Annotated in this window: 16 protein-coding genes; 1 reads left to right on the top strand and 15 read right to left on the bottom strand. The window is 36.7% G+C overall.

Translation table 11 applies throughout. From position 1 onward, the window contains the following. Nucleotides 1-3: 3 nt before the first annotated feature. The 13 genes from IGJ90_RS03230 to IGJ90_RS03170 form a co-directional block, all read right to left on the bottom strand. Nucleotides 4-1,266, bottom strand: coding sequence for a glycosyltransferase (locus IGJ90_RS03230; protein WP_002355764.1), 1,263 nt, complete (start codon nt 1,264-1,266; stop codon nt 4-6). Further along, the gene (locus IGJ90_RS03225) at nt 1,263-2,846 is read right to left on the bottom strand and encodes a hypothetical protein (RefSeq protein WP_002366280.1); all 1,584 of its coding nucleotides are present in this window, start codon (nt 2,844-2,846) and stop codon (nt 1,263-1,265) included. The genes IGJ90_RS03230 and IGJ90_RS03225 overlap by 4 nt, the downstream gene beginning before the upstream one ends. Beyond that, nucleotides 2,836-4,356: a glycan biosynthesis hexose transferase WsfD gene (gene wsfD, locus IGJ90_RS03220; protein ID WP_025186562.1), complete on the bottom strand. Its 1,521-nt coding sequence runs from the start codon at nt 4,354-4,356 to the stop codon at nt 2,836-2,838. The genes IGJ90_RS03225 and wsfD overlap by 11 nt, the downstream gene beginning before the upstream one ends. A gap of 13 nt (nt 4,357-4,369) precedes the next feature. Beyond that, a complete protein-coding gene (locus IGJ90_RS03215; protein WP_438767567.1) occupies nt 4,370-5,578 on the bottom strand; it encodes a hypothetical protein in 1,209 nt (402 codons plus the stop codon). 81 nt (nt 5,579-5,659) lie between these two features. Continuing rightward, nucleotides 5,660-6,589, bottom strand: coding sequence for a primosomal protein DnaI (gene dnaI / locus IGJ90_RS03210; protein WP_002355760.1), 930 nt, complete (start codon nt 6,587-6,589; stop codon nt 5,660-5,662). Continuing rightward, entirely contained in the window at nt 6,589-7,998 is a 1,410-nt protein-coding gene (locus IGJ90_RS03205) for a replication initiation and membrane attachment family protein (protein WP_002366276.1), read from the bottom strand. The genes dnaI and IGJ90_RS03205 overlap by 1 nt, the downstream gene beginning before the upstream one ends. 15 nt (nt 7,999-8,013) lie before the next feature. Then, the gene (gene nrdR / locus IGJ90_RS03200; protein ID WP_002381296.1) at nt 8,014-8,496 is read right to left on the bottom strand and encodes a transcriptional regulator NrdR; all 483 of its coding nucleotides are present in this window, start codon (nt 8,494-8,496) and stop codon (nt 8,014-8,016) included. Between the two features lie 179 nt (nt 8,497-8,675). Then, a complete protein-coding gene (gene coaE, locus IGJ90_RS03195; protein ID WP_002390402.1) occupies nt 8,676-9,275 on the bottom strand; it encodes a dephospho-CoA kinase in 600 nt (199 codons plus the stop codon). Then, on the bottom strand, nt 9,272-10,114 hold the full coding sequence (gene mutM, locus IGJ90_RS03190) for a DNA-formamidopyrimidine glycosylase (protein ID WP_002355756.1): 843 nt from the start codon (nt 10,112-10,114) through the stop codon (nt 9,272-9,274). The genes coaE and mutM overlap by 4 nt, the downstream gene beginning before the upstream one ends. Before the next feature lie 99 nt (nt 10,115-10,213). Further along, on the bottom strand, nt 10,214-12,862 hold the full coding sequence (gene polA, locus IGJ90_RS03185) for a DNA polymerase I (protein WP_002361339.1): 2,649 nt from the start codon (nt 12,860-12,862) through the stop codon (nt 10,214-10,216). A 188-nt stretch (nt 12,863-13,050) separates the two neighbouring features. Beyond that, nucleotides 13,051-13,962 (bottom strand): aldo/keto reductase, encoded by a 912-nt coding sequence (locus IGJ90_RS03180; RefSeq protein ID WP_002366273.1) that lies wholly within the window; start codon nt 13,960-13,962, stop codon nt 13,051-13,053. A 68-nt stretch (nt 13,963-14,030) separates the two neighbouring features. Further along, a complete protein-coding gene (locus IGJ90_RS03175; RefSeq protein ID WP_002366272.1) occupies nt 14,031-15,455 on the bottom strand; it encodes a helix-turn-helix domain-containing protein in 1,425 nt (474 codons plus the stop codon). Between the two features lie 126 nt (nt 15,456-15,581). Next, on the bottom strand, nt 15,582-17,723 hold the full coding sequence (locus IGJ90_RS03170) for a heavy metal translocating P-type ATPase (protein WP_002366271.1): 2,142 nt from the start codon (nt 17,721-17,723) through the stop codon (nt 15,582-15,584). A 125-nt stretch (nt 17,724-17,848) separates the two neighbouring features. Between IGJ90_RS03170 and IGJ90_RS03165 the strand changes: the two genes are divergently transcribed. Continuing rightward, nucleotides 17,849-18,547 carry a helix-turn-helix domain-containing protein gene (locus IGJ90_RS03165; RefSeq protein ID WP_025186560.1) on the top strand — a complete coding sequence of 233 codons (699 nt, stop codon included), beginning with the start codon at nt 17,849-17,851 and terminating at the stop codon, nt 18,545-18,547. Between the two features lie 69 nt (nt 18,548-18,616). Here IGJ90_RS03165 and IGJ90_RS03160 read toward each other — a convergent pair whose 3' ends face one another. Next, nucleotides 18,617-20,623: a KUP/HAK/KT family potassium transporter gene (locus tag IGJ90_RS03160; RefSeq protein ID WP_002381294.1), complete on the bottom strand. Its 2,007-nt coding sequence runs from the start codon at nt 20,621-20,623 to the stop codon at nt 18,617-18,619. Nucleotides 20,624-20,956: 333 nt separating this feature from the next. Beyond that, nucleotides 20,957-23,602 carry a calcium-translocating P-type ATPase, PMCA-type gene (locus tag IGJ90_RS03155; RefSeq protein WP_002358801.1) on the bottom strand — a complete coding sequence of 882 codons (2,646 nt, stop codon included), beginning with the start codon at nt 23,600-23,602 and terminating at the stop codon, nt 20,957-20,959. Nucleotides 23,603-24,409 lie beyond the last annotated feature (807 nt).

Genomic DNA, 24,409 nt, shown 5'->3' with positions numbered 1-24,409 from the left:
TCCTTATTTAAATCGTTCAGTTTTGTACCATTTTGTTTGTGTTTGTTTATGAAAAACATTTTCTTTAATATACATCACCATGCCATAAGCGGCGACTACTAGCCACATCTGACTGTATGTAATATACATCAAGGCAATAATTAAGATATTCTCTAAAGTCATTTCGCCTTTTTCGGTTGTAATACTGACAAAAGTACTGAAAATAAATAACAAAATCGCTAACAACCATAAGGAATTGCTAAATCCTTGTAAGGTCGTTGTTAAGTAACCAGACATTGATAAAACTAACATGATGTCAGACAAAACGAGCGATGTCATTAAGAGAAAATAAATGGACAAGAAATATAAAATATCAAAACGAATCCGACTCGCTTTAGGATTAAACAATAACTTAGCATTTTTAACAATCACATAAATATTGCCTTTGACCCATCGCGTCCGTTGCCGGAACCAAACAGACAAAGTTTGCGGCTCTTGCTCCCACGTCACTGCTTTTGGTTGAAACTTAATTTTATAGCCCATCATATAGATGCGAAAACTGATTTCTGTATCTTCGGCTAACGCTTTGTCATCCCAGCCGCCAATGGCTTCAATAATACTGCGACGAACAATGAAATTTGTGCCAGGAATCGTGCATAACTTAAATAATTGAAAACGACCGGCTTGTGCCATCCATTGAAAGGCAAGTGTTTCGATATTAATAAAGCGTGTCAACAGGCTTGCATTGCGATTTCTCGTTCTAAATTTACCAATAACCGCGCCGTATTCCTCACTAGCGATTAACTCTCCAACTAAATAACGGAGTGCATTCGGTTCAGGTGTATTGTCCGCATCATAAATGGCAATCACGTCCCCCTTGGCTTGCTTGAAACCAATATTTAAGGCATTAGACTTACCTTTCCCACCTGTTATATTGTCTGTATTAATAATCTGCAAATTTCGATTAACCGCCTTTTTTTGGACGTTAGCTAAAAGTTCAGCACTATTATCACTTGAGTTATCATTAATCACAATAATTTCATAGCGATCTTGCGGATAATTAAAATTCAATAACGCTTCAACTGTCCGCACAATGACAATTCCTTCATTATGGGCCGGCACCATAATTGAAACAAACGGTGCATCTTCGTCCTCTACAGGTGGCGGTGCGACAGGATCTGTTTTTAAATAATAAACATAGCCAAAAATAACTAAGAGAATATTTACAATTAGTAGACTCCAAATAATGATAGTTGCTGTTAACATTACAATGTCAGCAATGGTCATTTGTCTTCCTCCTTATTAATATATTTCGACCGATAATTCTTTCGTCCAATCATAAACAAAATAATCAGGATGATTAAAGTCAGTGTAACAACGCCAATCAAAATATTGTTTGTGATACTGAAAAAGAATGAAAATAACCCTGTAAATCGTTGTTTTTCAACTGTTGAGGCCCCTGTATCAGCCAAACCATTGACAATTTGATTGTTTAAGAAGAACCGATTATTCCGAAATTCGATTTTCTGCGTTTGTGTTTGAACAGTGAAATGTTGATCCGCTTCTGAAACACTAAACACTATTGGTGCTTCTTTGACTTCTTGAATTAGATGATCCACTTCTTTTTTAGAATTTGGAAATGAAAAACTAATGGTGGTCGGCATTGGAAATCGATAGTCATTCGGATTATCTTTATCCGTCCATTCAATCCCCGATAAATAATCATACGGTAAATCAAACAAAGCATTCTTATAAGTGATTGATTCTCCCGTTTGGTTCCGATAAAAAACACGTTCAATCGGCGGATTTTCTCTTAGAATCACTGTATCACTAATTGCTAGACCATCCTCTTGGTATTGAAGGTCTTGATTCCAATATCCTGGAGCAGAAATGCCTACTGGATAGACATGTCTGTCGACCAATAAACTAATCTGCTGCGCCATCAATTGTTTCAAGGCACGTTGGTCATTTAAATCAACATTATTAACGACCGGTGTTTCTAAGAAAATAACCCCCGTCGAAGCAAATGCACGTAACGCATTCGTAAATAGTTTATAAGGTAAAATCGTATTGTTTTGTGAAACGCTCGTACTGGATAAAATATAAGGATACGTGGTTTTAACTAATTCTTCTTGCAAATAGGTTGCCACAGACATATCTCTTAACGGGTTAAAATCAGAAATCGTCAAAAACGGCCGTGACATTTTTTCACTTTCCAGCCATTGACTAATCACGTCCAAGCTTTCTAAAAAAACAGCGCCTTTGCGTTCAAACATTGGGAGAAAAGCATGCCCATTCTCAATTACACCAAATGGATATTCTTCTGGTGCTAATTCTTGTGTTTTTAATCGACCAACTGTCTGACCTTGCGTATTTTCCAGCACAACTGATTGATCTTGAAAAGGCAATACTTGAGAAAAGCGGTTTTTTTCATCTTCTAACCGATATTGACGATGACTTAATTCTTTCCACGTACCGCTAAAATATTGTTTTTCATCGTCACGCATGTTTCGACCAATGTGTAATTGTTTGCCTTTGAAATGAACTCGATCTGCTAGAAAATCAGAGGCAATAACGCCGGCTTGTTCAGGCCAATTCACCATTGAAATCAAACTGTCATAGCCATCATTTAGCAATTCGCCAGGCACATAATCTGACACCGCCACACTCTGAACTTCTACTCCAAAACTCGTCAACACTCGTTGTAAAGCATCCACATCATTTTCTTTTTTCCCAGCAATATTCAAGCTGTCATAGACAAGTAAGACATGTTTACTTGGTGCAGCCAGCGCCGGTTTGGCAAAGCCACAAAAAACGAAAAAGAGTAAGAAACACACCCAGCCAATAAGATATTGTTTATTTTTCAATTCCCTCTACCTCCCCAATGACTTGTGGTGTTGTATCTTGCCACATTCGTTTACCAATAACATCAGAAACAATTTGTAACAAGAGAAAATCTAAAAATACTGAGACTAAAAACAAATGACGTACTAAGTCACTATCCCCATCAATAATAATTGTTGAAATGAAAACAACTAATAAATTAAGATAAATCCCTGTCATTAAAAAAAAGCGAAAAATTAATCTGGGTTCGTTTCTCTTGAGTCCTCTGTATAAACCAATGCCATATAAACCAAACAGGATCACGCCTAATAATAGATAGAAAGCAAAGTTTTTAGGAAAAAAACTGGCTTTAATACGGTTATACACCATAAAAAATTTAGATTGTTCCAGCGGTGCACGCCCCGTCGTTTTCTCAAAATTCCCCACATTATTAGGCTTTACTAAGTAAACATTTGGGACCGCTGAATTCAGTCCGTGCCATAATTCAGATGGATAATTTAAATAATTCAATAACACCCATCCAAAACTCGTTTTATCAAAAAAATCTTTTTTCATTTGTTCAGAAGTTGGTGACACAGGACTGTATTCTTCAAAGTAGGAACGTCCCTTTTGTAACCCATATTGCGGGTTGATTCCGCCCTCTGACATCCGTTTATCTGGAACCTTACTATCCTTCATTACACCGCGCGTCATACTGTGGTAGACATCACGTTCATAGATATCGTTAGGAACGATAAAAGCCGCTAATGTTGTAAAACCAATCAACGCAATTAAAAAGGCCGTCATTGACAATCGTTGGTAACGTTGTGACAAGTAGACAAAAAATCCTAATCCAGCAATAATTACGCCAATAATCAGCAAATATTCTTGGCGTGTTGTTCCTATTAAAAGTACTACTGCTTGTGCCAAGATAACTAAAACTATTCTTCTGAGCCAAGTTCGTGGTTTCGTCACCCGATAAAAATAGACTGAAAATGCTAAGACACTCACAGAAAGTAAAAAACTCGTCGCTTCTGTATAAAAGGAATTAAAATAAATCGTATAGGAGGTATCCCCCAAGATGAAAATAACCAACAAAGAGATAAGATAACTTTTTTTCAAAGACACGCCTTCGGTTAAGCCTCGTACCAGAATATAAATTGACACTAAAAAACAACTAAGATAAACGAAACCTAAGAAACGAATATCGAAAAGTGTCTGACTATAAAAAAGTTTATTAAGCCAAATGGCAACGGTAATGAAAAATTGTTGAGTGGAAACAAAGTGCGTCGTTGTTTCATTAAAATAACGCATAATTGAAAAGTCCTTAACAAAATAGGCCACATTGTCGTAGCTATCACCATTGACACGATAAAGACTATTTGAATTTAACACACGAAAATACTCGCCATTATCTCCCAAGCCATTAATCGGATAAACAAATAACAAAATGCTTGTCACTAACCCAATCCCTAAAACGGCCAAAAGACTTGGAGAAATATAACGACTCAACCATTCAAAAGCCGAGTTCATGTGTTTTTTGATCTTTTCCATGCTTTCACCTCATCTAGAAATCATAGGCCAAAAGAGCCATTAAGTTATTATAGGAATAGACTTGTTTCGTAACTTTATCACCAAATCCTCCATAAATCGGACTGCTTGAATCCATAATTTGAAAATTATTAAGTACTGTAATTGCCGCACGATACAACTCTTTGTCATTTTCGGCAACACCAATTAAAGCCGCTATCGCATAACTGGCTGCAGATTGATTTTTATCCACGGGCGATCCATTTAAATCATACGAGTTAAAAAGCGTTCCTTGCTGAACTTGTTTTCGCACAAAATCAATACTAGTCTGCTTCGCCATACCCACTTCACTTAAATGGACAATCGTTAATAAAGATTCAATAATATTAAGTGTTCCGTTGTTTTCGTATTTATTTGTTTGATGATTAAACTTCGTTTGATAAAGAGGTAAATCATCAGAAATATAGCCATCGTCTATTAATTGGTAATGATACTGCAAGTAGTCTGCTGAAATCCCAAATTCTTTGTATAGATAACCCAACGTAATTAAGTCAATATAAAACAAAGAAGTTTCTGAAGACTGTTGTTTTGATTTACTATCGTAAAAATCAATTAGAATATTATCTTTCATAGAGGTTTTCATAAAACTCTTGCCTAATTTTTTAATTTCTTGATCATACTGATCTGTTTTAAAATGCCCCCCTGCTTCAATTAATGAACGAATGATCCGTAAATCATCAATCGAGGCATTGACATTGTACTTATTGCCTTGCTCGTCAATTCGGTAACTAAATTGGACGCCGTCGTAAAAGGTGCCTTTCGTCTGCTTGTAAAAATTATCAAAACGTCCCTGCGTATCAAAAGCTAAATTACGCAAATATAGACCCGAAGACTCACTTAGCAACTCATGTCCTGTGGCGACATCTTTGCGTTCAGCATCTGGTAAATAATTGGTTAAAAAACCGCCGTCTGTTTTGAGCCGGGTTTCAATAAAAAACTTCAACAAATCTTTGCGTTCAGCTGTTTCTTTTGTGTGAAATTCATGTTTTGTTAAAAAATGTTGTTTGTCTGTCGACATTAAGCGTTGAATTTTTGGATTCACTTTTTCCACCTCTACTTTATAGGATTTTTCTCTAAACAAAAGAAAATATCCTCCCAGAAGCACCACGAATACCCCAATAAAAATCCAAAGTTTTCTCTTCATTGTTACGCCTCTTTTCCTCACTTCTTTATTGTCAGTGTACACAAAAGTACTTGTTTTTGCGAAACTTACGCTACCTCTTCAAGCGCAAGAAAAAAAGCAATCCATAAAAATAAAAGGATTGCTTTAACCGTTTCGTCGATCATTTCCTGTCATCGTAATCTCTTTTGACAGATAACGCACACGTTCCATAATTCGTCTGGCTTTTAGCGGCTCTTGTTCTCCTCGTTGCGTCACGGTTAAATGCTCTTCTAAAGCTTTTAAATCTAGATTGGAAGAGAAAAAAGTAACTAATTGTTCTTGCATTCGGTATTGCAAGATTACGCTTAAAACGTCGTCACGAATCCAACTAGTCATGGATTCCGCACCAATGTCATCAATCATTAATATAGGGGATTTTTTTACTGCATCGAGCTTTTCACCAACTTGATCGCGACCAATGGCTTGTTTCATTTCTACTGTAAATGTTGGAAAATGAACAATTGTCGTAGTAAATCCACGTTCTGCTAAAGCATTAGCCATCGCACCTAATAAGAAAGATTTTCCTACACCGAAGGGGCCTTGTAAATAAAGCCCTTTATGAAACTCTTTTGGTGTCGCAGGATATTCTCTTAAAAATTGCATTGCTTCTGCTAACGCTTTGGCTCGACCTTGAGAAGATGGATCGAAATCTCGTAAATTTGCTTCTCGGACATCTTTTGGCATGTCCATTGCCCTTACTCGATTGCGAATTTCTTCTTCCTTCTGACGGGCGATTAAATCAGCCGTTGGGACATATGTTACATCAATGTAATGAAAATTCAACATTAATCTTGGCTCATAGCCGGGGGCAATCATTGCCGGATCGTTTAATTGAAATTTCTTTTTTTCTTGAACAAATTCATACAGCTTAGCATAACTTTTACGAATATCTTCATCGGTTAAACGCTCTCGGTTTGCTTGTATAAAGGCTTGAACATCTTGATCTTTCAATACTTCGTTAACCAGCTCTTCATATCGTTCATTGATGTCACGCTTCTGGATAATTTTTGACATTTCTTTTCCTACGTCTTCCATCATTGGTCACCTCCTTGGTTTAAAAATTCTTGAATTTGGCGATCTAACTCGGCTTGTTCTTCTGGGGAAAGTTTTGTTTCATCGTTTGGCTGATCAGCCCATTCTGGCAATCGCTCTTGTCGAACAGTTTGGCGTTTCCCTGAATAATTTTGTTGTCGCTGTTTTTGTTTGGTTTGGCTTTGTTTTGCCAATTCTCTGACATGTTCAATTGCTTTTTCTGGTGAATGAATGCCACTTTGTCCCCATTCATTCGCAATTCGATTCACATACTCCGCTTTTAAAGTCGGTTGTTGTTGAATGTTGTAAACATAGTTAATCAAAATATTAATCACACTAGTCGGTAAGCCTGATTTGGCAACCAAATATTTCACTAATGAACGTTCTTGTGGTGTCGTATAGCCGCCTCGACTATTTTTTAAAGCTTCTAAATATTGAATAGGCGGATTCTTTTCACTATCCATAATCATTTGAATATCCAGTTCAGAAAAACCATTCATTTTTAATGAGTTATATCGATACGTTTGTTGCTCTTCCACCGTCAATTGTGCTTGCTTGTTTGTCACTACGTTTGTTGGTTGTGGTTTTTTATCAGGATCAAACGCTTGATGAATCGTTCGCACTAATTCCTTAGGCAAAATTCGACTTGTATAATAGTCAAATGATTTCGAAGCAAAGTCTACCATATCTAACTCATTGATGCCATATAATTGATGAAAAACATAGACTTCTTCTTGAAAACTAGCCTCATCTTCAGGCAGTTGTAAACCTAAACGGTGCAAACCTTCCACAAAATAGTGCCAATCAAAAGAATCCGTTGATACAGAAATTTTCTTCGATTTTTCTTGTTGAGAAAAAGTTTCTTGAATCGTTGTCAATCGGTTCGCTTCGGAAACAATTTGTTCTTCTTTAAAGGCATAAACCTCTTGAAAGCTAGCGGAAACATTTTGATAGCCCTCTGTTTTAGTAGGATGCGGTTGGAACTTTTGCACTAATTGATCAAATTTCCGTTGTCCAACCCGATTAAATAACACTAAAGCTAACACTTCATCTTTAAAAAAACGAGCGGCTGTTTCAGGTGCTTTTAAATAATATAAATAACAATCTCCTAATTCCCGATCTGTTTTTTTATACGTTTCTAGCAACCCAATGCCTTCTAATTTGTAGCAAGCTTCTTCTAATTGTTGGCAACTCAAGTCCAGCAAACTAATTAAATCTGCATGAAACAGCGAGCCATTCTCCTCTGAGTCTGTTGTTTCAGATAACAAAAGCCAATATAAACTAAACGCATTGGCGCCGACAATTGGTTGATATAAAAAGGTTAAAACCTCTTTCTCTTGATCAGAAAGCGGTGAATCAATAACTGCTTGAAAAATATTTTTTGGTTGGATTCTTTGCCGATTTCCTTTCAAAGAAAGACCTCCTTTTTAATTTTCTGAGTCAGGAGAAGAAGATTTTGCTTTGTCGACAATGTCCTGTAACTCTTTCAAAAACACGCTCATATCTTTGAATTGTCGATAAACACTCGCAAAGCGGATGTAGGCAATTTCATCTAGATTGACTAAATCTTCCATCACATATTCACCGATAAGCGTTGTAGAGACTTCATTTTCCCCTAAACTACGCACTCGATTTTCAACATTATCGACAATTTGAACCATTTGTTCCATAGCAACGGGTCTTTTTTCCGCAGAGCGAATGAGCCCCCGCAAAATTTTATCACGATTAAATTCTTCACGATCCCCATTTTTCTTGATCACAAGTAATGGCGCCGCTTCAATTCTTTCAAATGTAGTGAACCGATAACTGCAATTTTCACATTCACGACGACGGCGAATTGCACGTCCATCATCTGCTTGACGGCTATCAATAACACGGGAATTATTATGATGACATCTTGGACAACGCATAACGTTCACCTCTTCTATTCTGTATAATTTTTGTTGCCTATATTATAACATGAAATTGCGCTATTACTAGGTCTTTAGAACTGGTTCTTCGTTGAATCTTTGCCATTTTTTAATAAAAACAAAGACTTTCACTGTTTTTTCTGAAATTTTCAAAATATTTTACGCCATTAAAAAAATATTCACTTCTCTTCAGTTTGTTCCTCTAGCCACTTCTTCACTTGTTGTTCCGTTTCTTCTCTAGTTCCTTGATTATCAAACACGATATCTGCTCGTTCTTTTTTCATTTCAATCGGCCATTGGCTAGCAATTCGTTGTTGTGCTTCTTCTTCTGTTAATTGGTTTCGGGCCATCAGACGCTCTTTTTGAATCTTTTCTGGTACATATACCACAGCAACTTGATCCATGATCGCCTCATAATGAGCTTCATAAAGGAGAGGAATATCAACAATAACAAGGGCGGCTTTCTTTTTAGCTTCTTCAATTTGACGTAAAATTTCTTTTCTTAAAAAAGGTTTCAACGTTTCATTTAATAGCTCTCTTTTTTGAGGATTAGCGAAAATTAATTGTCCTAATTTTTTCCGATCCAATTCACCAGTTGTTAATACTATTTCTGGTCCGAAAGTTTCAACGATTGCGGCTAAGGCTGGTTGCCCTTTTGCAACAATTTCGCGGGCGATAATGTCGCCGTCAACAATTGGATAACCTGCTTTTTTAAAAAGAGCAACAACCGTACTTTTACCTGTCGCAATCCCTCCTGTAATGCCTAAAACTTTTGTCATTTCAATCGACGACCTTTCAATTGTTGGCATTGTGGACAATAATGCGTACCACGTTGTGCCACTTTTGTTTTAACAATTGGCGTACCACAACGATTGCAAGGTAAGCCTGTTTGCCCATAGACATTCAACGCTACTTGAAAAGTCCCTGCTTCTCCTAACGCGTTTAGATAGGTGCGAATGGTGGTTCCACCTGCTTCAACAGCGCGTGCCAAGACGTCAATGATTGCTTGATACAACGTAGCAACTTCCGCAGGTTTTAAGGAATCTGCTGGTTGCTCTGGATGGATTTGCGCTTGCCAAAGTGCTTCATCTACATAAATATTCCCCAAGCCCGTCACTAGCTTTTGATCTAATAGCAATGGCTTAATTGCTTTATGATGCTTTTTCAAGCCTTGTTGAAAAGTAGCTAATTGGAAAACATCTGGTGTTGGCTCTGGGCCCAAAGCTAAAATCCCTTTATATTGATGACCTTGATTCTTAGGAACCAATGTCATACGCCCAAATTTGCGTACATCTAAATAACGTAATTGCGTGCCATCTGTAAAAGTAAACATTACATGGGTATGTTTGGCAATTTCATCATCAGCCTGATGAAATTCATATTTACCTTCCATTCGTAAGTGAGAAATCATATCATTATCAGACAATTTAAAAATCAGAAATTTTCCTCTTCGCTCAATCCCTTCAATCGTTTGACCAGCTAATTGACCTTGAAATACATCAACTTCTGGTGATTCAATAATTCTTGGCCAAAAAACAATGACTTCTTGAATGGTTTTTCCTACAACAAGTTTTTCAAGTCCTTTTCGCACTGTTTCTACTTCTGGTAATTCTGGCATTATTTTTGCTCCTTTATATAAAGAGGTCTGAACGCTTAGATATCAACGTCCAGATCCTACTTATCCTTATTTTATTCATCGTTCTTAATGGGTAAGCTATTATTTTGCTTCATACCATGTTTTTCCCCAACTGCTATCGGTGATAAGTGGCACATGTAAGGAAACTGCGTGCTCCATCACTTCTTTGACGAGTTGATTTAATTGTTCTAATTCTGATTCTGGTACTTCAAAAACTAATTCATCGTGCACTTGTAATAACATTGTCGCTTGTAATTTTTCTTCTTTTAAACGACGCGCCATTTCAATCATCGCAATTTTTAAAATATCTGCGGCACTTCCCTGAATCGGTGTATTAATCGCTGTACGTTCAGCGAACGAACGTAGATTAAAGTTTCTTGAATTAATATCACTTAAATAACGACGGCGATGATACAATGTTTCCACATAGCCTTTGTCTTTGGCATCGCGGACAATCTCTTCCATGTACTGTTTCACGCCTGGATATTTTTCAAAATAGGTGTCAATATATTGTTGCGCTTGCTTTCTAGTAATGCCTAAGTTTTGAGACAAGCCATAATCACTGATACCATAGACAATTCCAAAATTCACCGCTTTAGCTTGACGACGCATGTTAGGTGTGACATCTTCTGCTTTTTCAACACCGAAAACTCGCATTGCAGTGCTGGCATGGATATCTTGTCCTTCCACAAACGCTTCTTTTAAATGTTCATCATTAGAAATATGCGCGAGCACACGTAACTCAATTTGAGAGTAATCAGAAGAGAAAATCAACCAATTATCCTCTCTTGGTACGAAGGCTTCTCTAATTTTTCGGCCTTCTTCTAAACGGATAGGAATGTTTTGTAAATTAGGATCTACTGAGCTTAGTCGTCCTGTTTGTGTCAGTGTTTGTACATACCGAGTATGAATTTTATTATCTGGCTGAATTACTTTTAAGAGTCCTTCAACATAGGTTGATTGAATTTTGGCAATTTGACGATAAGTTAAAATATCTGCCACAATTGGTGCTTGTTCTTTTAGTTGTTCTAAAACATCTACCGCTGTTGAATAGCCAGTTTTCGTCTTTTTGATCACAGGTAAACCCATTTTTTCAAATAAAATAACGCCTAATTGTTTAGGTGAGTTCAAGTTAAATTCTTCGCCAGCTTCTGCATAGATTTTTTCTTCGATTTCTTTCAAGCGTTCTGAAAATTCTACTTGCATTTCTTTTAAGCGCGTGGCATCAACACGGATCCCAGTTATTTCCATATCGCCTAAAATACGAGAAAGTGGTAATTCCATTTTATAGAATAAATCAGCTTGATTCTTTTCTGTTAATTCGCTATCTAATTTGCTTGTTAAAAATTGAATTGCTTTAATCTTACGTGCTAAATGACCAAAGAAAACTTCTTCGTCCTCTGGCAAGCCTTTTTTGGCCCCTTTTCCATAAATGGCTTCATCAGATTGAATCGCATCATATCCGTAATGTTGTGCTACACCTTCAATATCAGCGTTATTGTCATTGGTATCAAGTAAATAAGCAGCCAATAAAACATCAAAGGCAATCCCTGTCATTTTTCCTACATAGCGATTTAACGCAACGTACGTCCGTTTAGCATCGTAGACATTTTTTTTACGTGTCTCATCCATCAACCAATCAATAAATGGCTGACTTTCAAAAACAGCTAAATTATTCGTGGTATAAATCTTCTTGTCGTTGCCCCAAGCAAGGCCGACAATCGGTGACGTGTGATAGTTATCTTCCATCATCTCAACATAAAGAGCCATATCGTCTGTAAACATTTCATTGGTTAACTGATCTTCGACTACTTCAAATAAAATATCTTCCATTTCAACAGGTTCTTCTGTAATGTCCAACTTAGCTAAAAATTGTTTAAAGTCCATTTCTTTATAAAAAGGAACCAATTTTTCTAAGTTTTTCCCTTCATATGCCAAGTCTTCCACATTGACTTCGACTGGTGCATTGACTTCAATTGTCGCTAAACGTTTAGAAAGAAAGGCTTGCTCTTTATCATTAATCAAGTTTTCTTTCATTTTGCTTTTTTTCATTTCATCGATATTCTCATAAACCCCTTCAACTGAGCCATATTGTTTTAACAGCTTAATCGCGGTTTTCTCACCGATTTTCGTTACACCTGGAATGTTATCCGACGTGTCGCCAGCCAACCCTTTCATATCAATAATTTGCTTAGGCGTTAATCCATCATATTTTTCAGCAATATGCTCAGGCGTATATGATTCAATATCGCTAACTCCTTTAACAGTGATATCTACTTTGACAGTGTCCGTCGCTAATTGTGTCAAATCTCGGTCCCCTGATAACACAACAACATCAAATTCATCTTTATCAACTTTGTTGGCTAATGTACCAATAATATCATCTGCTTCATAGTTAGGTAGTTCATAATATTTTACGCCTAAACCTTCTAAAAGTTCACGAATATACGGCATTTGTTCTTTAAATTCCCCCGGTGTTTTTGAACGTCCGGCTTTATATTCTGAATAAAATTCTGTTCTGAATGTGGTTTTCCCTGCATCAAAAGCGACTAAAACATGAGTAGGCATTTCTTTTTGCATTACATTTTCAAACATATTGTTAAATGCATAAATAGCATTTGTATGCAAGCCGTTCTTATTTTTGAATCGTTCTAATGAGTTATGTAGCGCAAAAAATGCACGAAAGGCTACACTGTTTCCATCAACGAGTAATAATTTTTTTTTGGTCATTTTTTTCCCCTCATCTTTAGCAAACTAGTTTCCTTTCTATTTTAACAAAAAACTACAGAATTTGCAGTAGACGGCGATTGCAGAATGAAAGAAAAAGGTATTTGATATAGTTCCTTAGTGACAACTATATCAAATACCAAAATCAATCAGCAATACACGCTGGATCTTCACAAGTATGAGAATCTTTTTTACGGCAAAACATTTCCCGCTGCACGATAAATATCGTACCAATCTTCGCGACTAATCACAATGTCTGCTGCTTTAGCAATTTCTTCAATTCTACCAAGATTCATACTTCCTGCGATGACTTGCATATTAGCAGGGTGGCGCAGAATCCAGCTGCTGGCTAAGCCAGTTGGCGTTGTTTGATATTTTTCAGCCAATTCGCTTAATTTTTGATTTAACTCAGGGAATTTTTCATTTCCAATAAAGACACCTTCAAAATAACCATATTGGTACGGTGACCATGCTTGAATAGTCATTTGTTTCAACCGTGAATAATCTAAAATACCATGATCATAATCAATGCTTCCTGATATTTCCATATTTGTTTGTAAGCCTTGATCCACCATGCCAGTATGCTTGATGCCAAATTGTAATTGATTGGCTAATAATGGTTGTTTAACAGCTGTTTTTAAAAGTTCAATTTGTCCTGGCGTTTGGTTACTTACACCAAAATAGCGAACTTTCCCTTGTTTTTCTAATAAATGAAAAGCTTCAGCTACTTCTTCTGGTTCCACTAAAGTATCTGGACGATGCAACAATAATGCATCGACTGAATCTACACCTAAACGCTGTAAACTCCCTTCGACCGCTTCTAAAATATGTGCTTTCGAAAAGTCAAAAAAGCCTTGGCGAATCCCACATTTCGTTTGTATAAAAATATCTTCACGACGAATGGCACTTTCTTTTAAGGCCTTACCAAAAATGGTTTCGCAGTCGCCGCCACCATAAATGTCGGCGTGATCAAAAAATGTAATGCCATGATCATAAGCAGTTTCAATTACCTGTTGAGGATTTTCAGCACCATTTAAGCGCATACATCCTAAGATAACCGAAGAAACAGTTTCGTCACTTGTACCAAATTGCAGTTGTTTCATTTTAATATCCTCCTCATCCATTCCTCTTACTTCTTCATTTTAACACTATTTAGACAAAATTGGACTTCTTACGGTAGATTCGCTTCGACTTTTTCAAAAAAAGCAGGAGATAATTCCTCTGGCAAATAAACAACTGTCTCAGAAGAAAGCGCTACGTTCATCTGAAACAAATGATTGACAATTAAGAGGTGTGCTTGGTGAAGTTGATACGCTGGTTTTCCATGAATAATTGTAATATTCTTTTTTTCACTGAAATAGCTTTTTATAGATTGCCCCAACGCTTGTTCCTTTTCTGGAGGAAAGTCCGTCAATAGGCAAATAATATATTTTTTTTCATATAAAATCGGGTTAAATAAATCTAGGATGTGATAAAAATAGCAACTCGTCAATTCCCGTTCTTTTACTGAAGTAAAGACTGGATATAGGCGTTTTAAAAGCCTAATAAGTTTTTGTAATCTGTGCCAGGTTTGTTGATAACGAGCAGCGAGTGTTTGTTCCTGTTTATGAGCTGGCAACCATGCTTGTCCGTCTAATAAACTATTCATATGCGTACTTAAAAATCGACATAAATGAATTTCTTGATAATTAAAATGATGTTGTGTAAAATTTCTCCTAATTTCTTTCATAATAAAAATAGCTGTTTTTAAGCATAAACTTTCTATTTTCATTTGCTCATGAATAAAATACTTTCGCGCTTTCTTGCCAAAGCAACCACCAAAATGTGCTTCAAGAATCACAAATAACGCTTTTTGTTCTTTAAGAGACATAAAAGAAGTGCTCAACACTTCCACACGAAATAAATAAAAAAAAGCACTTGTTTGTTGAAATAAATTAGCATTTGGCACTGAAATTCCATGCCCGTCTCGGTACCGTCTCTCCCAAATATAAATTAGCCAACTAAGATGATTCTGTTGTGCCACATTTAAATCCAACTCAAAAAAGGTGATGATTTTCCGAGTCATTTCTCTGTTTTCTTCCAGACAGCTTTCTTGAAAAAACAAATAAAAACAAAGGATTAACTGTCGAATTTGCCATTCATTGCCAGTTAAATCGTAATGTTTTTGACGTACAATAATATCAAAATTAACTAGCCAACGTCGAATATTAGACAGTTTCTTCCGAAGAGTTGATTCCTGTAATCCCAATACCTGGGTCAATTGCGCATAATTGATTCGCTCTTCAATTAGACAACGTAAAATATAAAATTCGGGAATAAAATAACAAAATTTTTGTCTAAATCGAGCCAAGCCACAAACGCATAATTCACGATATTTTACAATTCCTTTGGTCGTTGTATAAATCTTACAAAGCCCTTCTATCTTAAACGTTTCCTGCTTTTTTTCAAAACGTTGAATGTAACAATGGATGGTTTTGTCGCTCACCTTTAGTTTTTCTGCAGCCATCAAAACAGAAAATGTCTGCTCTTGTTGCAGTAAATCCAACAATTCCAACATATTTTTATGTTCAAAAGACAATAATTCCTTGAAATCCATATATCGTCCCCTTTCACTCCCTTGTTATAAGAATACGTCAAATAAGGCAAAAATTTTTTTAAGAAGAAAAAAATAGAGAACAAAAAGTATTGATTACTTTCCGCTCTCTACAATTATATCGAATTATTATTCTGAAATATGCAGTGTCATAGCATTTGCTGCTACAATAATTGTACTTAATGACATCAAGACAGCACCTACAGCTGGATTTAAAACAATCCCAATTGGTGCAAGAACCCCAGCCGCTAAAGGAATAGCGACAATATTGTACCCAGCTCCCCACCAAAGATTTTGGATCATTTTACGTCGTGTTTGTTTGGCTAAATCTAAGAACCTTAAAATATCTTTAGGATCACTATCCGTCAGTACAACATCTGCCGAATCAATTGCTACATCGGTACCAGCGCCTATCGCAATGCCGATTGAAGCACGGGCTAAACTTGGTGCATCATTAATACCGTCTCCTACCATCATGACCTGATGTCCCTCAGTAAGATATTGTTGCACAATTTTTTCTTTATCTTCTGGTAAGAGCTCTGCGTAGTATTCCTTCATTCCTAAATAATTAGCAACTGCACTGGCGGCTGTTTGATTATCCCCTGTTAACATGACTGGCGTAATTCCTTGCGCTTGTAACTCTGCAATAAATGTTTTAGCTTCTGGTTTGACTTTATCTCCTAAAGCAAGCAGTGCGACTAATTGACCAGCGATGATTAAATAACTCAAGGTATTTCCTTGCTCTTGATAGTTTGTTTTAATTGTTTCATCGAAGGTTAACTGTAACCGTGCAACTTCTTTTTCATTGACTATTTTGACTTCTTGGTTTTGAACAGTAGCAACCAGTCCTACGCCTGATAAAGCTTGCAGATTATGGGCTTCATAAGGTTGAACGGCTTGTTTATTTAAATAGTTCATGATCCCAATTGCCAACGGATGATTTGCATTTTTTTCCAATGCCCCAATATATTTAAGTGCTTCTTCTCTAGTAAACTGCTTACTCATTAATTCTAAGCCAGTAACTGTAAATTGTCCTTCTGTTAAAGTACCAGTTTTATCCAGCAACACATATTCAACCTTATTGGCTTGTTCTAATGCATTCCGATTTTTTAAAAGTAAGCCATTTTTAGCAGCAATGGAGGTACTTCTAGCAATCACTAAAGGAATTGCTAAGCCTAACGCATGGGGACAGGCAATAATAAAAACTGTAACCATTCGTTCAAATGCTAGAGACAAATCTTTCGTTACGAGTAACCAACCGATAAATGCTAACACACCTACGAATAAGGCAATATAGAATAACCACTTGGCTACACGGTCTGAAATGGATTCTAGTTTTGATTTTTCCGACTGCGCTTGTTTAACCATCTCCATAACTTTTGACAGGTAACTATTTTCACCCGTGCCAGTTACTGAAATTTCAATCATTCCGTTGCCATTGACTGCTCCACCAATCACGGAGTCACCAATGTTTTTTTCTACTGTTTTTGATTCCCCTGTAACCATCGATTCGTCGACTGTTGTGCTTCCTTTCAAAATTTTACCATCTGTCGGAATTTTATCTCCCGAACGAACAATCAAGCGATCGCCTTCTTGAACATCTTGCAAAGGAATTTCTTCTTCCCCATGTTCAGTCATTCGCTTGACTGTGTCAGGTAACAGTTCAGCCATTTTTTTCAAGGCATCACCAGCATTAGAAATAGCATTCATTTCAATCCAATGGCCTAAAAGCATAATAACAATCAGAGTGGCTAATTCCCAGAAAAAGTCCATCACGTGGGCCTGATTCGTAAAATGATTCATGTAAAACGCATATAGGCTGTAAAAATATGATACCGAAATCCCCATCGCAATTAACGTCATCATTGCTGGACTCTTTTGCTGTAATTCCATTTTAGCGCCACTTAAAAATGGTTGTCCACCATAAAAAAATAGCACTGTTGCTAAAATTAAGACCAACCAATCAGAACCTGGAAAAGTAAATTGAAAAGGTAATTGAAAACCCATCATTGGTGAAAGAACAATAATCGGAATAGCTAAAATCAATGACAGCCAGAATTTTTGTTTAAAATTCCCCATATGCATTGAATGGTCCATTCCCTTCATTCCTTCATGTTGGTGTGACATAGCCATTTGTTCATGCGCCATATCATGATTCATGTGATTCATTTTATCGTGGGACATTGTTGGCTGTTTTTCCTGAGGTTGTTCATGATTATGTTTTGCTGACATATGATCCCTTCTCTTCTTAAGTATTTTCATCTTAAGCATAGCACAAGATGAAAATTGTTAGAAATAATTACTTTTTTTAGTTTAGAAAAAAAAAGAGCCGAATTTTGCGTATGTATATTTTAAGAACACCTTATCCTCATATTTATTACAAAAGGAGTGTTTCAATGAAAATTACTACAAAGCAAGTCGGGGCGCGCATGCGTGAAGCTCGAAAAAAGAAGAAGTACACTTTACGTTATTTAGCCAATAAAATTGGTTTATCTAGTGGAAGTACAATTAGTAACTGGGAATTAGGTTTGAATTTACCCAATAAACGATACTTAAAAAAAATCGCTAAAGCCTGTGACACAACAGGAGATTGGCTACTTTATGGTGATTTCGATCGATTTGTGCGCCAGCTATTAAAAGAAAATTTTCAAAATAAACAACTGCTAAAACCACCTTTTTTTACTCAGTTGATGGTACGTTTATCTGAAGAACAGCTATCCTATCACGATTCCTTAAAAATTATGATTCAAGCGCAAAAGTTACAGCAGTCCTTTTATGCTTTTCCTTTAACAGTAGAAGCCCCCTCTCATTCCCGAGAGAGTATTTCTATTTATGAACCAACAACTGCAGAAGAACAGTCTGACCAATCTTATTATCATCCGTTTATTTTGTCAGAACTCCATGAATTATTTACACATTCTCAAAATCCAGAATTGGATTATTCTCTGATTATCGCTTTTCTTCCTTTGTTAAAAGTAGATCAATTAACTGAACCACAAAAAGAAGTCTTACTGGCCATCTTTAAGCGAATGAATTCCTTTAAAGACCAAACACTTTTAAATGAATTCTTTGTGGAATTACAGTATTTACTCTGATTCTACAAAAAAGATTGAGCCATGTATCTCAAGGACTTAGGCTCAATCTTTTAGTTAAATTTCTTCTATTTATGAACGATTCTTTCGTTCGACTAAGTGCGTTTTCCGTTGTGGGCCAATGATTAAAGGAACGGATTCATATTTGACTTCACTGTATTCCAAGCCAAACCAACTTTCAGGAGAGGTAGTTAAGTTTTTGATAGCTAATTTTGCCTGCATAATTTGTCGATCCCATTTTTTCAGTTCAGAAACGTTAGATAATTCTTCTTGAATTAATACAAATTGGAAATCGCCAACTTCTCTCCCTGGCGTTAATGAATAACGTTGTGGCTGTTTTGGCAAGCGGCCTGTTTTCATCAAGTCATGAACAATTTGTCTTAAATATACATTCACTTCTTGAGAAATATGGAAACCTAAATATAGCTGAACTTGCACAATAAAATCAGTTCCTAACATATCAACAGAATACTCTTGAGTAAAGGGTTCATCTGTTACCTGAACATTAACAAACCAATAAACATTCGCTCGTTTTGGTTGTTTGTCCAAAATCGAATAAATAATATTACGATTAATTTCGCCGTCCACTCGATCGGAGGTTAAAAAGACCACGTTGGTTTGATACATAGGTACAGATGTATCTTCTTTCAAAGCTTTAAGTTGTGGTACATATTTTTCCAACGACACTTGTTCCGCCGTCGCTTCCTTAATCTCGTTGCCGCGTTCCCAAATAATCATGATGCATAACAAGAAGACTGCCATTCCCACAGCAACATATCCACCATGGAAAAACTTCGCAGCACTTGAAAAGAAAAAGACAACTTCAATGGCAGCAAAGAACAAGGAAATTAGATACGCAGACCAAGCTGGAATTTTATCCAAAAGATAAAACAACAATAAAATGGTTGTCATCAACATCGTAATCGTAATCGATAGACCATACGCAGCTTCCATGTGTGTCGATGTTCTAAAAGCCAGCACGATTGCTGAACAAGCTAACCACAAAATTAAATTTACCGCTGGAATATACATTTGACCGATATTGCTCCCAGGATAAATAATTTTAAGTCTTGGTAATAACTTCAATTTAATCGCTTCAGAAACTAAAGTATACGAACCTGATATTAACGCTTGCGAAGCAATCACTGCGGCGATTGTTGCAAAAACAACGCCAAATACGAGAATACCTCGTGGAATCATTTGGAAAAATGGGTTAATTTCAGCTAATGCCTGCATTTCAGGGTTTTCTTTGACCGTTAATAACCACGCAGCTTGCCCTAAATAATTAAGAATCAAACAAATCTTAATATACGGCCAGCTAATGCGGATATTCATTTTTCCTACATGCCCTAAATCAGAATATAAAGCTTCAGCACCAGTTGTAGCCAAGAAAATATTCCCTAAAATAAATAGACCTAATTTATTTTCTGGACTGACTAGTAATTGCAAAGCATAATATGGATTTAATGCACGAATAACCGTCCAATCTTGGCTAAAATTCATTAAACCAATGATGCCTAAAAAAGTAAACCACAAGAACATAATCGGCCCAAAAGCTTTCCCGACCAATTCTGTTCCAAATCGTTGAACAGAAAAAAGAATTAAAATAATCGTCAACGTAATAACCACTATAATCGTTTGGTCATTGCCAAAACGTTCAAAAAATGCCGGAATCCCCCGTAAGCCTTCAATCGCTGTCGTCACTGTCACAGCTGGGGTCAAAACGCCATCAGCCAGTAAAGCGGCGCCGCCAATCATTGCGGGAATAATCAAATACTTACTTTTTTTACGAACCAATGTATAAAGAGAGAAAATCCCACCTTCTCCATGGTTATCAGCATTTAAAGCAATAACAACATATTTAATCGTGGTTAAGATAGTCAATGTCCAAAAAATTAATGAGACCGAACCTAAAATAAACGATTCAGAAACCCGTGCCAAGCCACCATTATCTCCTACAATGGCTTTCATTACATATAAAGGGCTCGTTCCAATATCTCCATAGACAACGCCCATGGCAACTAAGATCCCTGCCATCGTAAATTTCCGACGATCAAACCCCTCTGCTTTGTGTAACACAATACTTTCCTCCTACAAAAGAAATGACTTCGTTTAGTTTAACCAACAGCTCCATAAAAACTTTTAAAACTCTTTATTATATAACGTTTTATATATCTTTTTCATTAGTCAAAAAGCGCTTTTTGACTAACGATGCTACTCACTATAATACGTTTTAAATCGTTTAGCAAGTCTTTTTATTAGAGAATGTTCATCTTAGATAAGAAACCCACCTATTTTGAAAAAAGGAAAATCAAAAATAAGTGGGGCAGCAGTCGAAACGACTGCTGCCCCACTTGCTAACTATTAAGATAATTTTCTGAACAAAGGTAGCTCCTTTTATTCCTGTTAAATTTAAATCACTTCTTCTTCCTCTTCGACTTCAGAGAAATGGAACTTAATCATTTCATTGACGAAAATTGGCACAAAGGATAGGAAAATTGCTAACATCCAATGATTTAAACTAATATGCACTAATCCAAATAGTTCTTGTGTGAATGGTAATAAAGCAATGGTTGTAGTAATTAGTAATGCTAAAACGACCATTTCAAAGAGGGACTTGTTGCTTGATAATTTTACACGGAAAACAGAGTTCGCACTACGAACATTAAAGACATGTAAGATAGAGGAATAAGCTAAGATTAAAAATGCCACTGTTTGTCCAACTTCATAGCTGTTTGAAACATAGGCTGAAACACCTGGTACAAAAGCACCTAGGTAAAAACCAAACAAAGTAATGACTGTGAACACTGCTGCATTAATCCCAATCTTTTGCCACAAGCCTCGTGCAAAAATCCCTTCATTTTTAGGGATTGGTGCCTCATCCATAATTCCTTTTTCTGCTGGTTCTTTTCCTAATGCAAAACCAGGTAACCCATCTGCGACCACGTTAACAAACAACAGTTGAACTGCAGTAAATGGCGCACCCCAACCAAGTAACATGGCAATTAAAACAATAAAAATCTCAGAAATATTACAGCTTAACAAGAAGTTAATGGCTTTACGAATATTTCGGTACACGGCACGTCCTTGCGCAACCGCATCAACAATAGTTGCAAAGTTATCGTCCGTCAAAATCATATCTGAAGCGCCTTGGGCCACATCTGTTCCAGTAATCCCCATTGCGCAACCGACATCACTAGCTTTCAAGGCTGGCGCATCATTCACGCCATCTCCGGTCATTGCTACAACAGCGCCAGAACGTTGCCATGATTGAACAATTCGAATTTTATCTTCAGGGGTTACACGTGCATAAACGGATAAATCTTTAACCCGTTTATCTAATTCTTCATCACTCATTTTTTTCAGTTCTGAACCAGATAAGGCTTCACTTTTATCTTTTAAAATTCCTAATTCTTTAGCAATTGCACTGGCTGTTACCACGTGATCACCAGTAATCATGACTGTTTTAATTCCAGCTTTTTTCGCACGAGCAATGGCGCCCTTACTTTCTGGACGTGGTGGATCAATCATGCCAATTAAGCCTAACAAGCGAAGATTTTTTTCTAAAGCCTCCGATGTAATTTCCTTGGGTGGTTCATCATATACGGCATAACCGACAGCAATAACTCGTAACGCTCGTTTTCCGAAACGATCATTAACAATAGCCGCTTGATCGACATCTCCGAAACCAAAACGAGGTAGTAACACATCAAAGGCTCCTTTAGTAATTGAGATGTACTTTTTCCCCCATTGATGGACCGTAGTCATCATTTTACGTTCTGAATCAAAGGGAATTTCACCAATACGAGGATATTTTTCTTCAAGTTCTTCTTTCGTATGATAATTCTCTTCGACAGCACGAACAATTGCCGCTTCTGTCGGATTCCCTGTAACAGTTAGTTCATCGCCTTCTTTTTCCACAATGACATCTGTACATAAAGCAGCCATTTTCAGTACTTCCATGGCTTCATCGGTCATGGCATCTTCCGTATCCGTTACTTCATCACCACGATGCCATACTCGGCGGACACGCATTTTATTTTGTGTCAGCGTTCCTGTCTTATCAGAACAGATAACATTCGCAGTTCCTAGCGTTTCTACTGCTGGCAATCGGCGAATAATCGCATGTTTTTTAGCCATTTTTTGAACACCATATGCTAAGGTTAACGTTACAATCACGGTTAGTGTTTCTGGTACAGCTGCCACCGCTAAGGAAACGGCTGTCATAAACATTTCAAGAAGCGGTTCTCCTTGCAGTTCACCAATAATGAAAACAATTGCCGCAGCCCCTAAGGCTAACAAACTAATACGTTTGCCTAATTGATTCAAGCGTTTTTGTAATGGTGTTTTTTGCTGATCGCTGTTATTCAGTAACCCAGCAATTTTACCCATTTCCGTATTCATTCCTGTTGCAGTTACTACTGCTCGTCCGCGGCCATTCACGACGGTACAGCCTTTGAAAATCATATTTATTTGATCTCCTAAGCCATCATCGTCATGCCCCACGTATGTAGGATCTTTTTCAACAGGTTCACTTTCTCCTGTTAGTGCTGACTCTTCTACGCGCATTTGAGAAGCTTGAATAAGTCGTGCATCGGCTGTAATCATAGAACCAGCTTCAAGAACTAGAACATCTCCTACTACTAGTTCTTCAGCATCGACTTCGATTACCTTGCCATCTCGTAAGACTGCACTACTTTGCTTGTTCATGTCTTGTAAAGCCGCCAGAGATTTTTCAGCATTTCCTTCTTGAACAATGGCTAAAACAGCATTGATAATCACAATTGCAATAATTAAGATTCCTTCAAAATATTCGCCATGTTCTGTTACGATTGCTGTATAAAACGAAATTGCCGCAGCAACTAATAAAATAATCGTTGTAAAATCAGATAAACTGTGAATAAATTTCTTTAACACAGAATCCTTCTTAGCCTCTTCAAATTGATTGCGGCCATTTTCTTTCAGCCGTTGTTGGGCCTCTTGTTGTGTTAACCCAGTTTCAGTATTGACTGAAACTTCTTTTGTGACAGTATCGACAGTTTGCTTGTAAGCTTCCATCCTATTCCCCCTCTAATTTTTTCTTCCTATATAATAGTGTCTCTATTAAATATAACATGATTTTTTTTGAACACGCAACTTTTTTCATCTTTGGCTTAGCGTTCTCTCATATGTCCAGAAAAAACTGGTATTTTCGTTGTTGCTACAGCAATGTTTCTATTTGATTATGGGAATTTTATGAAAAAGGAAACGAATTCAGCCAAAAAGCAATGGACATTTTTTTCATTTTGTCTGATAAAAAAATAGTTTATTTCTATATATTCAACACAAAAACAACAAAAAATACAATGTTATTTGGTTCACACGATTATTTATTTTACATGTTATAAAATAACCAGAAAAATATTATATTTAATCTTATTAATAAGTGTTATAACTTGCAAACGCTTTCAAAAAGTGCTATCCTTTAAGTGTAAGGAGGACATGCTAATCAATTGGTTGAAGATTTTCTCAGTAGATAAAAATCGGTAAACTCAAAGTTGTTAGAATTGCAAGATTCACCTGTAAACAATACGTGTAGAGTAATTGTTAGTGATAACTCGTATCGGAAAATAGGGAAAGGTTATAGAAGGATGGAGTTTCTATAAAGCATTTACCCTATCTGTTATCACCTAACGCAAGTTATCCACCATCCAAGCGTCGAAACTGTATGAAAACAAGGTTTTAGTTTCACCACATCACGTTCACCTTTTGCTTTACATGTATCGCGAAATGTAAACACTTATTCAACCAATTGATGTCTTCCCGTTAACAAGGCCGAGCTTAAATTTAAGCTCGGTTTTTTCTTTTAGGCAATAAAATATATTT

The sequence above is a fragment of the Enterococcus sp. AZ129 genome (genome assembly GCF_051714505.1).
Classification (GTDB): domain Bacteria; phylum Bacillota; class Bacilli; order Lactobacillales; family Enterococcaceae; genus Enterococcus; species Enterococcus faecalis.
The sequence above is the reverse complement of the archived record's forward strand: the minus strand, read 5'-3'. Positions and strand labels throughout refer to the sequence as shown.